Origin of the sequence: Peribacillus sp. NPDC076916 (genome assembly GCF_050269675.1) — a bacterium.
Classification (GTDB): Bacteria; Bacillota; Bacilli; order Bacillales; family DSM-1321; genus Peribacillus; species Peribacillus aracenensis.
The window spans coordinates 120,822-133,712 of the sequence record NZ_JBNNIU010000001.1 but is presented as its reverse complement, the minus strand read 5'-3'; the positions used below and the strand labels follow the sequence as shown (position 1 = coordinate 133,712).

At 42.0% G+C, this 12,891-nt stretch carries 11 protein-coding genes; all 11 read left to right on the top strand.

Features of this window, described 5'->3' with window-relative positions; translation table 11 throughout:
- Positions 1 to 86: 86 nt before the first annotated feature.
- The 11 genes from rplS (at position 87) to trmFO (ending at position 12,842) form a co-directional block, all read left to right on the top strand.
- Entirely contained in the window at positions 87 to 434 is a 348-nt protein-coding gene (gene rplS, locus ACQKFG_RS00655) for a 50S ribosomal protein L19 (RefSeq protein WP_034313702.1), read from the top strand.
- Positions 435 to 653: 219 nt separating this feature from the next.
- A complete protein-coding gene (lepB, locus tag ACQKFG_RS00650; RefSeq protein ID WP_260284235.1) occupies positions 654 to 1,214 on the top strand; it encodes a signal peptidase I in 561 nt (186 codons plus the stop codon).
- Between the two features lie 17 nt (positions 1,215 to 1,231).
- Positions 1,232 to 2,104, top strand: coding sequence for a ribosome biogenesis GTPase YlqF (gene ylqF / locus ACQKFG_RS00645; protein ID WP_076366559.1), 873 nt, complete (start codon positions 1,232 to 1,234; stop codon positions 2,102 to 2,104).
- Between the two features lie 138 nt (positions 2,105 to 2,242).
- Positions 2,243 to 3,025 carry a ribonuclease HII gene (locus ACQKFG_RS00640; protein WP_228467668.1) on the top strand — a complete coding sequence of 261 codons (783 nt, stop codon included), beginning with the start codon at positions 2,243 to 2,245 and terminating at the stop codon, positions 3,023 to 3,025.
- A 12-nt stretch (positions 3,026 to 3,037) separates the two neighbouring features.
- The gene (locus ACQKFG_RS00635) at positions 3,038 to 4,957 is read left to right on the top strand and encodes a hypothetical protein (protein WP_427555477.1); all 1,920 of its coding nucleotides are present in this window, start codon (positions 3,038 to 3,040) and stop codon (positions 4,955 to 4,957) included.
- The gene (locus ACQKFG_RS00630; RefSeq protein WP_192204012.1) at positions 4,954 to 5,226 is read left to right on the top strand and encodes an EscU/YscU/HrcU family type III secretion system export apparatus switch protein; all 273 of its coding nucleotides are present in this window, start codon (positions 4,954 to 4,956) and stop codon (positions 5,224 to 5,226) included. Before ACQKFG_RS00635 ends, ACQKFG_RS00630 begins: the two co-directional genes overlap by 4 nt.
- Positions 5,227 to 5,703: 477 nt before the next feature.
- On the top strand, positions 5,704 to 6,864 hold the full coding sequence (gene sucC / locus ACQKFG_RS00625; RefSeq protein WP_427555474.1) for an ADP-forming succinate--CoA ligase subunit beta: 1,161 nt from the start codon (positions 5,704 to 5,706) through the stop codon (positions 6,862 to 6,864).
- 18 nt (positions 6,865 to 6,882) lie between these two features.
- Positions 6,883 to 7,785: a succinate--CoA ligase subunit alpha gene (sucD, locus tag ACQKFG_RS00620; protein WP_192204013.1), complete on the top strand. Its 903-nt coding sequence runs from the start codon at positions 6,883 to 6,885 to the stop codon at positions 7,783 to 7,785.
- A gap of 118 nt (positions 7,786 to 7,903) precedes the next feature.
- On the top strand, positions 7,904 to 8,770 hold the full coding sequence (gene dprA, locus ACQKFG_RS00615; protein ID WP_427555471.1) for a DNA-processing protein DprA: 867 nt from the start codon (positions 7,904 to 7,906) through the stop codon (positions 8,768 to 8,770).
- 263 nt (positions 8,771 to 9,033) lie between these two features.
- The gene (gene topA / locus ACQKFG_RS00610) at positions 9,034 to 11,109 is read left to right on the top strand and encodes a type I DNA topoisomerase (RefSeq protein ID WP_349729638.1); all 2,076 of its coding nucleotides are present in this window, start codon (positions 9,034 to 9,036) and stop codon (positions 11,107 to 11,109) included.
- Positions 11,110 to 11,534: 425 nt separating this feature from the next.
- Positions 11,535 to 12,842, top strand: a complete 1,308-nt coding sequence (trmFO, locus tag ACQKFG_RS00605) for an FADH(2)-oxidizing methylenetetrahydrofolate--tRNA-(uracil(54)-C(5))-methyltransferase TrmFO (RefSeq protein ID WP_063231875.1) — start codon at positions 11,535 to 11,537, stop codon at positions 12,840 to 12,842.
- Positions 12,843 to 12,891: the final 49 nt, after the last annotated feature.

Sequence of the window (12,891 nt, the reverse complement as noted above, 5' to 3'; positions counted from 1 at the left end):
GACTTGGGCAAAATGCTCAGTCTTATAACGATGTTCCGCTGCAAACAATATGTATTTGCAAGAGCGTCCAGGAGGAGTTGAAATCGATGCAAAATCTTATTAACGAAATCACAAAAGAACAACTTCGCTCAGATCTTCCATCATTCAGACCTGGTGACACAGTACGTGTACACGTAAAGGTTATTGAAGGAACTCGCGAACGTATCCAGTTGTTTGAAGGCGTTGTAATCAAACGTCGTGGCGGCGGAGTTAGTGAAACTTTCACAGTACGTAAGATTTCTTACGGCGTTGGAGTAGAACGTGCTTTCCCTGTTCACACACCAAAAATTGCGAAACTAGAAGTTATCCGTCACGGTAAAGTACGTCGTGCGAAACTTTATTACCTACGCGAACTTCGTGGTAAAAAAGCACGTATTAAAGAAATTCGTCGTTAATCCTTCGAATATCTTCATGCGGGTTTACCATGATCCACATAAGGTGAATAACCAAACAGTATCATGCAAAAAAAAGGGAGCTTGTTTATCAGGCTCCCTTTTTGCACTTTAAGAAACGATGAATGCACATACGGTGAAAACTATATAGAATCCTGCTCGCTATAGCGTTCGCAACATGTTAAAATAATTGTTGATATGCTTCAAAAAGGGTGGGTAAGGATGGCGAAAAAGAAAAATGAATTGTGGGAATGGACGAAGGCGGTCATAATCGCGGTTATAGCGGCGACGCTGATTCGTTATTTCCTCCTGGCTCCTATTGTTGTGGACGGTAATTCCATGATGCCGACATTAAAGGATACGGACCGCATGATCGTTAATAAAATCTCCTATTCGATCGGCGAACCGAAAAGATTCGACATTATCGTTTTCGAAGCTCCAGAAGGAAAAGATTACATAAAGCGGGTCATCGGATTGCCAGGGGAAAAAGTGGAATATAGAGATGATACTCTATACGTGAATGGAAAAGCTTATGATGAGCCATACTTGGATGAATATAAAGAACAATTGATTGATGGCGGGGATTTGACCGAATCTTTTACATTAAGTGATGTCATAGAACAAGGAACGGTACCTGAAGACACCCTTTTTGTCCTAGGGGATAATCGCCGTTTTAGTAAGGATAGCCGCCATATTGGCGTAGGTGTCGTTCCTTACGATAAAGTGTTAGGAAAAACTAAATTAGTTTATTGGCCGATTGAAGACTTTCGATTGGCGGAATAGTAGGAAGGTGGATTCCATTGACAATACAGTGGTTCCCTGGCCATATGGCCAAAGCAAGACGGGAAGTAACAGAGAAATTAAAACTGATCGACATCATCTTTGAACTTGTGGATGCCCGGATTCCGGCATCTTCACGAAATCCGATGATCGATGAAATCATTCAGCATAAACCGCGGGTTATCCTTTTGAATAAAGCGGATATGGCCGATCCGGTAAAAACCAATATGTGGCTTGAGCATTATAAATCGCAGGGGAAAACGGCGATTGCCATTAATTCTCAGGCAGGAAACGGTTTAAACCAGATTACGGCTGCTGCCAAAAAACTTTTAAAAGAGAAGTATGAGCGGATGGAATCTAGAGGAATAAAGCCGAGAGCGATCCGTGCCATGATAGTCGGCATTCCGAACGTTGGGAAATCGACACTAATCAATCGACTTGCCAAAAAGAACATTGCCAAAACAGGGAATACTCCTGGCGTCACGAAAGCGCAGCAATGGATAAAAGTTGGTAAGGAATTGGAATTGCTGGATACGCCGGGGATTCTCTGGCCGAAATTCGAAGATCAAGAAGTTGGTTTGAAGCTTGCATTGACAGGTGCGATCAAGGATACGATTTTAAACTTGCACGAAGTCTCTTTATACGGTCTTCGCTTTTTGGAAAAAGAATATCCGGATCGAATGAAATCCCGTTATAACCTGGATGTAATTCCGCAGGAAACGCTAGAATTGTTCGATGCGGTCGGAAAGTTCAGGGGCTGTTTGGCATCTGGGGGCTTCATCGATTATGATAAAACCGCGGAGTTGGTCGTACGTGAAATCCGTTCAGAAAAGATGGGCCCGCTTACGTTCGAGGTCCCATTGGATTATGAAGAGGTTGATATTCCCGATTAACTGGAAGTGATACGGAGCTGGAGCTGGATGTCGAAAAGGTATTTCTTTTTGATGTCTCTTTTCCGCTCCGTATTTTTTTCTGAACTGAAGAAAGGAAGCAAGACTGCCGATAATTAATATGATGGGTGATAAAAGATGATAACTACAATGAGCATTAAGGAAATCTCCTCAAAATTAATGACAATAAGAGAACCCGAAGATCCTTTTTTACAAGAATGCCAGGAGGATGGAAGAAAGGGAGTAACCGACTTAGTAGGCAAATGGCAAAGAGCTTATGAAAAAGAACAAAAGGTAAGGGATGCTTTCACGGAAATGACAGAGTTTGAACGGCAATTGCGAAAACAGGGGTTTTCCATTTTGGCTGGTATCGATGAAGTGGGAAGAGGACCGCTCGCAGGACCAGTTGTGACGAGTGCAGTCATCTTGCCTGAATCTTTTTATTTGCCAGGTCTTAATGATTCTAAAAAAATTCCAGAATCAAAAAGGGAACGGTTTTATGAGATGATTTTTAAGGAAGCACTATCCATAGGTGTGGGTGTTGTACATAGCGAAGTTATTGATGAAATCAATATATATCAAGCCACGAAAAAGGCAATGGTGGCCGCAGTGAACGATTTGTCAGAACTTCCTGATCATTTGCTGATCGATGCGATGGAACTGGATGTGCCGATTCCGCAGCTTTCACTCATAAAGGGGGACTCAAGAAGCATTAGCATCTCTGCGGCCTCCATAATAGCGAAAGTGACCCGTGATAGGATGATGAAGGAATATGGTGAAAAATATCCGGAATATGGTTTCGAAAAGCACATGGGTTACGGGACGAGCCAACATTTAGAAGCACTCCGCACGCACGGGCTTACACCTTGGCATAGAAGAAGTTTTGCACCAGTTAAGGAAATCGCTGCAAGAACGAAGAGCTAAGGGGGGATGAGGGTGCAATCCATAACAAGCGGGCAACCCGTTTCTTCACCCATTGAAGTAAAAGGATCTGTGAGTTTGAAAAATGGACAAATCCTTATCGGGAAGGTGAATAAGGTTTTTCCTGACCAAACGGCCGAAGTACAGATTGGCCATCAAAAAATGATTGCCAATCTCGAAATCCCGCTACGGGCAGGAGAAAGGTATTGGTTTCAAGTGAAGCACCCAATAGAGGGGAGGATCGTGTTAAAAGCTTTAGATTCCCCCGATATGAGTGTTTCCGGCTTAAAGGGAACGGCTGGACAATTGATCGCTCATCTTGGCATGTCGCCTGAACCGGCCGCTTCGAAGCTTGCCGAATACCTCTTGGTAAATAGGCTTCCGATAACAAAGGAAACCTTTCAGTCCGCTTTACAATGGTTAAAAGCTGCTGATGCTGCAGAAGCTGGTCTGCCTGTAATAAAATCGATGTACAATCAGCAACTGCCATTTGTAAAAGATGTATTTGATGCATTATTTACGCAGTCCAAAGGTGAACCTTTCCACAAACTACTCAGTGCCTTCAAGCAACAGCTGCAAGATGTTGGGGCAGTAACGAGGACTGCCGTCAAGCTTAAGGATGTATTGGACTCTTTGCATGTTGTTAAACAGAACCAGCTTCAACAAAATGGTTTGCAAAACCTAGTGACCACTTGGCTGAATCCCGATTCAACGCCAGAAATGAAATCTGGTGCATTTTCCCTGCTTCAAAAGACGGGTTTAATTCCAAAAGGAATTACAGAAGCTGTCTTTCTGGAAAACTTAATGGATGGGACTGAGGCAAGGTCCGTTATGGCCAAGAATTCAGTGATTGATAAATTACACCAAGGATTGCAGTTGCTTTCCGGGACAAAAAGCGGTGCATTTGCAAAAGTTGTAGAGGCCGAAACGACCATTGATCGCAAATTTACCGGTCATGATCATAAGGGAGCAAACCTGCCAGCTGATCTCCACTCGATACAGAGAAAAAACATTTCTGCAGAAAAACTTTCCCCTCTTGTCTTTCATTTACTCCAGAGTGCTTTTACCGAAGCAACAGCTAAAAAGGCAATAGGCGGAAAAATAGAAGTGAATGACCTTATAGGCTACTTGAATACGGATACAGAGCAAATAGAGGAGTCGAAGGGTAAGGTGGCTGAATTACTGTTTCAGTCCCTTAATAAGCTTTCTGAGGCCCAATACGTTAGGAATAATGAGCGGCTTGTCCTTTCACATGTACTGGAAGCTGAGTTTCAAACAATCGATTTCACCAACGGGCCTTCCGTTGCAAACCAACTAAAAGAAATGACCAAGGTCCTTGGCCTTCAGCTGGAACATGCACTCCTTAATCTTTCTGGAGATGATACGAAGGAGATCCCGAATGATTTAGAGACACTTAAACCGCTGCTGCTTAAATTGCTGAATGAGCAAATTCCGGCATCTATCAAGGAGATGGCAGAACAAATCCTGAATCGGATTACTGCGCAACAGGTCCTTTCACAGGAAAATGGGCCGATCCAGAATTTGCTCCTGACACTTCCACTCAATTTGGGATCGATTCAAACAGACCTAACTTTACAATGGAGCGGAAGGAAAACAAAAGATGGCAAAATAGACCCGGATTACTGCAGAGTCCTATTTTATTTAGAATTGGAACGTCTTAAAGAAACGGTCATCGACATGCAGGTTCAAAACCGTATCATAAAAGTGACGGTCATCAATGGGCATGGTGCGCTCCTTGAAGAGGCAGCCGGTCAATATCTTGACATCCTAAGAGAAAATCTCGGAAAAATGGATTACAGATTATCAGGGGTTTCATTTGTAAAAACCGTGAATGAAAAAGAGCGGGTCCTAGAGGTGAAACCGATTCCTTTTTCGGAAACCGGTTCATATAGCGGATTGGATATTCGAATATGATAAATGAGCAACGAAAAGAAGCCATTGCCTTAAAGTATGATCAAAGAACGTCCAAAGCGCCCGTCATATTGGCGAAGGGGAAAGGTAAAACGGCTGAAAATATTCTGAAAACGGCCATGAAACTGAATATACCGGTCCAGAGGGACGAATCGCTTGCTGCACTTTTAGGTCAATTGGATATAAATCAAACGATTCCGGAAGAATTATATGGAGCAGTTGCAGAGGTATTTGCATTCATTTATAAAGTTGACAAGGACATGAATCGGTAGGATCCTAGTTATCTGTTATTTCACCAAATGGAGTTATGTTGGTTTATGTAGAATATTAGGGAAATCACTATCATATTTTCATTATACTAAAAAAATACTAAACTATTTACAAAAGGACAAGGCAATGGCTTTGTCCTTTTGCTTTTATTTAGGGTAAGACAAGGGATAACCGTGGATTCTCATGAAAAGTTTTCTGAGTCAATATGTTGAAAAGGCTTTCATAGTAACATTTTATCTAGATTTCAACTGTAATGACAATAGAATTTCAGAGCAAAAATGAATGATTTTAACAAGAAAAAAATCTACGGAAAAGAAGGTATTTTCCATTTTACACAGGAGAATAGAAGTATATTATAATAATATTTTAAAAATTCCGGGAAAGAAAATTATGCACGAAGGAGAATTTTGTTGTAATATGATAGAGAAAACACGCATTAAATTTCGAAGTTGTTTTTTAGTAGATAAGGAGGATGGGAAATGAATATCCATGAGTATCAGGGGAAAGAGATATTGCGACAATACGGGGTATCCGTTCCAAATGGCCGGGTTGCCTTTACTGTTGATGAAGCAGTGGAAGCAGCGAAGGAGTTAGGTACGGAAGTTGTTGTCGTAAAAGCTCAAATTCATGCGGGCGGCCGCGGGAAAGCCGGCGGAGTCAAGGTAGCGAAGAATCTTGATGAAGCTCGTACATATGCAGAAGAGATTCTTGGCAAGACGTTGGTGACCCATCAAACAGGACCTGCAGGCAAGGAAGTTAAGCGTTTACTTATAGAAGAGGGCTGCGACATTACGAAAGAGTATTATATCGGGCTGGTCCTTGACCGTGCTACGAATAGTGTCGTGTTGATGGCTTCTGAAGAAGGCGGAACGGAAATTGAGGAAGTGGCCGAAATGACGCCAGAGAAAATTTTCAAAGAAGTAATCGATCCGGTTGTCGGCCTGACTGGCTTCCAAGCACGGAGGATTGCATTCAATATCAATATTCCGGCTTCACTTATAAATAAAGCTTCCAAGCTGATGGTTAACTTATATACTGCTTTCGTTGAAAAAGATTGCTCAATCGCAGAAATCAACCCATTAGTGGTTACGGGCGACGGAAATGTAATGGCACTTGATGCTAAATTGAATTTTGATGATAATGCGATTTACCGCCAAAAAGACATCGCGGAATTCCGTGATTTGGATGAAGAGGATGCAAAAGAGATTGAAGCATCAAAACATGGCCTTAGTTACATATCGCTTGACGGAAATATCGGATGCATGGTTAATGGTGCCGGGCTTGCTATGGCTACGATGGACATCATTAAACATTATATGGGAGATCCGGCTAACTTCCTTGACGTTGGTGGCGGCGCCACTGAGGAAAAAGTGAAAGAGGCTTTCAAAATCATCCTTTCCGATAAAAATGTTAAAGGCATCTTCGTTAATATCTTCGGAGGAATCATGAAATGTGACATCATCGCAACAGGCGTCGTGGCTGCTGCTAAAGAGCTTGGCTTGGATGTCCCTCTTGTTGTTCGTCTTGAAGGAACGAATGTGGACCTTGGCAAAAAGATTCTAAAAGAGTCAGGTTTAAATATTACGGCTGCTGAATCAATGGCTGATGGAGCACAAAAAATAGTATCACTTGTAGGATAATAGGCAGGGGGGAACATAATGAGCGTTTATATTAATAAAGATACGAAAGTGATCGTTCAGGGAATCACTGGTGCAACAGCATTATTTCATACAAAACAAATGTTGGAATACGGCACGAAAATCGTTGGAGGAGTCACTCCGGGTAAAGGTGGAACAGAAGCGGAAGGGGTACCTGTATTCAATACAGTTTCCGAAGCTGTCACTGAAACCGGTGCGAATGCTTCCGTTATCTATGTACCGGCGCCATTTGCTGCCGATGCAATTCTGGAAGCTGTAGACGCAGAACTTGATCTTGTCATTTGTATCACAGAACATATTCCTGTCCTGGATATGGTCAAGGTTAAGCGTTACATGGAAGGCAAAAAAACTCGCTTGATCGGACCGAACTGCCCAGGTGTCATTACTCCTGAAGAGTGTAAGATTGGTATCATGCCAGGATATATCCACAAAAAAGGCCATGTAGGTGTAGTTTCACGTTCTGGAACTTTAACGTACGAAGCCGTTCACCAATTATCACAAGCAGGCATCGGGCAATCTTCGGCTGTCGGTATCGGTGGGGATCCAGTTAACGGAACGGATTTCATCGACGTATTGAAGGCATTCAATGAAGATCCGGAAACACATGCTGTGATCATGATCGGGGAAATCGGCGGAACGGCAGAAGAAGAAGCAGCAATCTGGGTGAAGGAAAATATGACTAAGCCAGTTGTTGGTTTCATTGGTGGCCGTACGGCTCCTGCCGGTAAACGCATGGGACATGCCGGAGCCATTATCTCAGGAGGAAAAGGAACTGCTGACGAGAAAATCCGCGTTATGAACGAATGTGGAATTAAAGTTGCCGAAACTCCATCCGTAATGGGTGAAACATTGATTTCCGTCTTGAAAGAAAAAGAGATTTACGAACCTTGTAAAACACATTAATTTAAGCTGGGCCGACCTTTTTTTGGGTCGGTCTTATTTTCCTCCAATTTCCTCGGGAGACACCGAGTACATCACCATCAACCTACCTTTAAAAAAATCCGGTTAGGGGCGTTTCAAATTGAATAAAAAAGAAAAGTTAATCCATCTCCATCATTGCCGCGGGGCAGGATGGAAATCAATCCAAACAATCATGTCAAAAGATCCGTCATTATCTTCCCTATTCACGACGGATTACGTTGAATGGGCAAAAATGCTCCCTATCCCTTCAAATAAGCTCAACCTCTTTCTCAAAGATTTACATTCACTCAATACCATCGATAAACTTAAAAATTACGAAGATAGCCAAATCCATTGTTTGACGATCTTCGATGATGAATATCCTTTTTTGCTGAAGCAAATATTCGATCCTCCGTGGGTTCTTTATTATAAAGGTGATAAGAAGCTTTTAACAAGGAAGAATACACTAGGTGTTGTTGGAACACGTAAGCCAACCTCGTATGGTCTGGAGGCCTTAAAATCGATTCTATTACCGCTAGTAAAGAAAAAGTTCGTGATCATAAGCGGGGTGGCGGCTGGAATCGATGCAGAGTCACATAAGATCACATTAAGGGAAGGCGGAGATACGATTGGGGTTTTAGGAGGAGGGCTTATGCAAATATATCCGAAATCCAATGTTACCCTTGCTGAAGAAATCGTCAATAAAGGCCTGCTTATATCTGAGACTCCACCGGAAATGAAGGCGGAACCTTGGATGTTTCCGCTTAGGAATCGAATCATCAGTGGATTATCACAGGGAGTATTCGTGGTCGAGGCAAAAGAAAGGAGCGGTTCCCTTATTACGGCACAAGCTGCTTTGGAACATGGCAGGGAGGTATTTGCACTTCCTGGAAATGTTACAAGCCTTGAATCACTGGGGACCAATCAATTGATTTCCGATGGTGCCAAACTTGTTTTGAGTTCCAGGCAGATCGAGGAAGAGTTTTGACAATATAATATAGAAGATAGGCGGAGAATCATACGGGAAAATAGAAAAAAGGTGCTTTTTTAGAAGGATGGGTTGAATTATTAGACAAAAAGGTTGAAAATATTGTAAAACTGTTATAAGTTTTGCAAATGGCACCTCTTGTCAAAATACCTATTAATAAATGAATCAGCATGCTTTGAAAAGTAAAGAGGTGTTGACAAATGATTTTTGAATGATTAATAATAGTGAAGATTTATATTACCTCTTTGAGGAGGATTTATTGGATGTCAGAATACTTAGTGATTGTGGAATCGCCCGCAAAGGCGAAAACAATAGAACGTTACTTGGGAAAAAAATATAAAGTAAAGGCTTCCATGGGGCATGTTCGAGATTTGCCTAAAAGTCAAATGGGTGTCGATGTTGAACATGAATATGAGCCTAAATATATAACTATCCGCGGCAAAGGCCCGGTTTTAAAAGAATTGAAAACCGCTGCGAAAAAAGCGAAAAAAATCTATCTCGCGGCTGACCCCGACAGGGAAGGGGAAGCCATTGCCTGGCATTTGGCTCACAGTCTTGATGTTGATGTTAACTCTGATTGCCGTGTGGTATTCAACGAGATCACGAAAGAGGCCATCAAAGAATCATTTAAATCGCCGAGGCCAATAAATATGAAATTGGTTGATGCCCAGCAGGCAAGAAGGGTTTTGGATCGTTTAGTCGGATACAATATAAGCCCGCTTTTGTGGAAAAAGGTAAAAAAAGGCTTAAGTGCGGGACGGGTCCAATCGGTTGCTGTACGGATGATCATTGACCGGGAGAAGGAAATCAAAGATTTCATCCCGGAAGAGTATTGGACAATCAAGGCTGATTTTGTAAAAGGCAAAGAACAGTTTGAAGGTTCCTTCTTCAGCCTTGGCGGAGAGAAGAAGGAATTAAAAACCGAAGAGGACGTCAAAAAAGTGCTCGCCTCTTTAAATGGCGGTGAATTTACGATAGGAGCCGTGGCTAAAAAGGAAAGAAGGCGCAATCCAGCTGCCCCTTTTACAACTTCTTCCCTACAACAGGAAGCGGCACGTAAATTGAATTTCCGTGCAAAGAAAACTATGATGCTTGCTCAGCAGCTTTATGAAGGAATCGAGCTTGGTAAGGAAGGTACAGTCGGGTTAATCACTTATATGAGAACCGATTCAACCCGGATTTCCGATGTTGCGAAAGAGGAAGTCCATACCTTCATCCAAAATAATTATGGTAAAGATTATGTTCAGGCTGAACAGCGCAAGGAGAAAAAACAAACGAATGCCCAGGACGCCCATGAAGCAGTCAGGCCAACAAGCACATTACGTGAACCGGGTGTGGTCAAGGAGTTCTTATCCAGAGATCAATTCCGTCTTTATAAATTGATATGGGAACGATTCGTTTCTAGTCAAATGTCTTCGGCAGTCATGGATACGATGAGTATCGACCTGCATAACGGGGATGTCATCTTCAGGGCAAATGGTTCAAAAATTAAATTTCCGGGTTTCATGAAGGTATATGTTGAAGGGTCCGATGACTCGGTGGAAGAAAAGGAAAATGCACTTCCGGATGTAAAAAAAGGAGATCAATTCTTTTCAAAAGATATCGAGCCAAAGCAGCATTTCACACAGCCTCCGCCCCGATATACTGAAGCACGTCTTGTCAAAACCCTAGAGGAACTGGGAATAGGCCGTCCTTCTACATATGCTCCTACCTTGGATACGATTCAAAAACGGGGCTATGTTACCTTGGATAATAAACGGTTCATCCCAACTGAGCTTGGTGAGATCGTTCTTGAATTGATACGCGAATTCTTCCCGGATATTCTTGATGCAGAGTTCACTGCCAAGATGGAACAGGAATTCGACAGCGTCGAGGAAGGCAGTATCGAATGGATAAAGGTCATTGATGAATTTTATAAAGAGTTTGCAATTCATCTGGCCAAAGCTGAAGTCGAGATGGAGAAAATTGAAATTAAAGATGAACCTGCCGGTGAAGATTGCGTGGAATGCGGACATGGGATGGTCTTTAAGATGGGGCGTTATGGAAAGTTCATGGCATGCAGCAATTTCCCGGATTGCCGTAACACAAAGCCAATCGTTAAAGAAATCGGTGTCAAATGCCCAAAATGTAAAGAAGGAAACATCATTGAAAGGAAAAGTAAAAAACGCCGCATATTTTACGGGTGTGATACCTACCCTGGATGTGACTTCATATCATGGGATAAACCGCTTCCGCGGAGTTGTCCAAAATGTGAAGGTACACTTGTTGAAAAGAAACTCAAAAAAGGCGTCCAGGTCCAGTGCATGGATTGTGATTTCAAGGAAATGCCGCAAGCATAGAAAAGACCGTGAAATCGTTTACTTTCCCTGTGAACTATCGAAAAAACCTAAATATAAATTGACTCGGCATCTGCCGGGTTTCTTTATGTTCAGGAAAGTATGATATCATGATAATATGTGAATTCGTTTCAAAGAAGAAAATGGATAAAGCTTGAAACTTTTTTATTTAGGCCATGTGATGTAAAATTCAGTGGACAAGTACATTCTTTTAAAGATATAATTCCTATTTGTGTCCGTTACCCTTTTTAGAAAAGAAGATTGCAGGAAGAATGCCGGCTTGAGGCATATGCTTTAAAATTATCGTTAGCAGGAATGAGTATTTCGGGTATAAATACATAGATATCGTTAAAAATGAAACGTTAATAAAAGCAGTTTTAATGATAAATGATCCTGTCTTATCATATCTATACATGGAGGTTCGAAAAATGAAAGAAACAAAAGTAAGTGTAATCGGTGCTGGGCTTGCTGGAAGTGAAGCGGCGTGGCAGTTAGCTAAAAGAGGAATTAAAGTCGATCTATATGAAATGCGCCCGGTAAAACAAACGCCAGCCCATCATACCGATAAATTCGCTGAACTTGTTTGTTCCAATTCACTTCGGGCAAATACTTTAACAAATGCAGTTGGTGTTTTAAAAGAAGAAATGCGTATTCTGGATTCGGTCATCATGTCGGCAGCAGATGCTTGTGCTGTACCGGCTGGCGGTGCTTTAGCTGTTGATCGACATGAATTTGCCGGTCTTGTTACGGAAAGGGTTAAAAATCATCCAAATGTGACGGTCATTAATGAAGAAGTGACGGAAATTCCGGAAGGTCCTACCGTCATTGCAACCGGTCCGCTTACAAGTCAGTCGCTATCTGACAGTTTAAAGCAAATCATGGATGAAGAATACTTGTACTTCTATGATGCCGCCGCACCAATTCTTGAAAAAGACAGCATAAACATGGATAAAGTATATTTGAAATCCCGTTATGACAAAGGGGAAGCAGCTTATTTGAACTGTCCGATGACGGAAGAAGAGTTTGACCGCTTTTATGAAGCATTGATCGCTGCAGAAACAGTACCACTTAAAGAATTCGAAAAGGAAATCTTTTTTGAAGGCTGCATGCCAATTGAAGTGATGGCATCACGTGGGAAGAAAACGATGTTATTTGGTCCATTGAAGCCTGTTGGATTAGAAGATCCAAAAACGGGAAAACGTCCTTTTGCTGTAGTTCAATTGCGTCAAGATGATGCGGCAGGAACACTTTATAATATTGTTGGTTTTCAGACACATTTGAAATGGGGGCCGCAAAAAGAAGTGTTGCAGCTCATACCTGGATTGGAAAATGCGGAAATTGTGCGTTATGGAGTCATGCATCGAAACACATTCATAAACTCACCTAATGTATTGAAACCTACTTATCAATTCAAGAATCGGGATGATTTATTCTTTGCCGGTCAAATGACTGGTGTCGAAGGGTATGTAGAATCTGCTGCATCAGGACTTGTTGCAGGTATCAATGCTGCAAGGATCGTCCAAGGATTGGAGCCTATCATATTCCCTGCGGAGACGACGATGGGCAGCATGGCAAGGTACATAACTTCGACGAATGGTAAGAGCTTCCAACCGATGAATGCCAACTTTGGATTGCTTCCAGACCTGGAAGTGAGAATCAAATCAAAAAAAGAGCGGAACGAAACGCATGCTAAACGCGCTTTGGACACAATTCAGAACTTTGTGAAAAATTTGTAAAATATTTGCCTGCTGTTTTAAAGTATGATACTATTTATTAGCCTTTGCG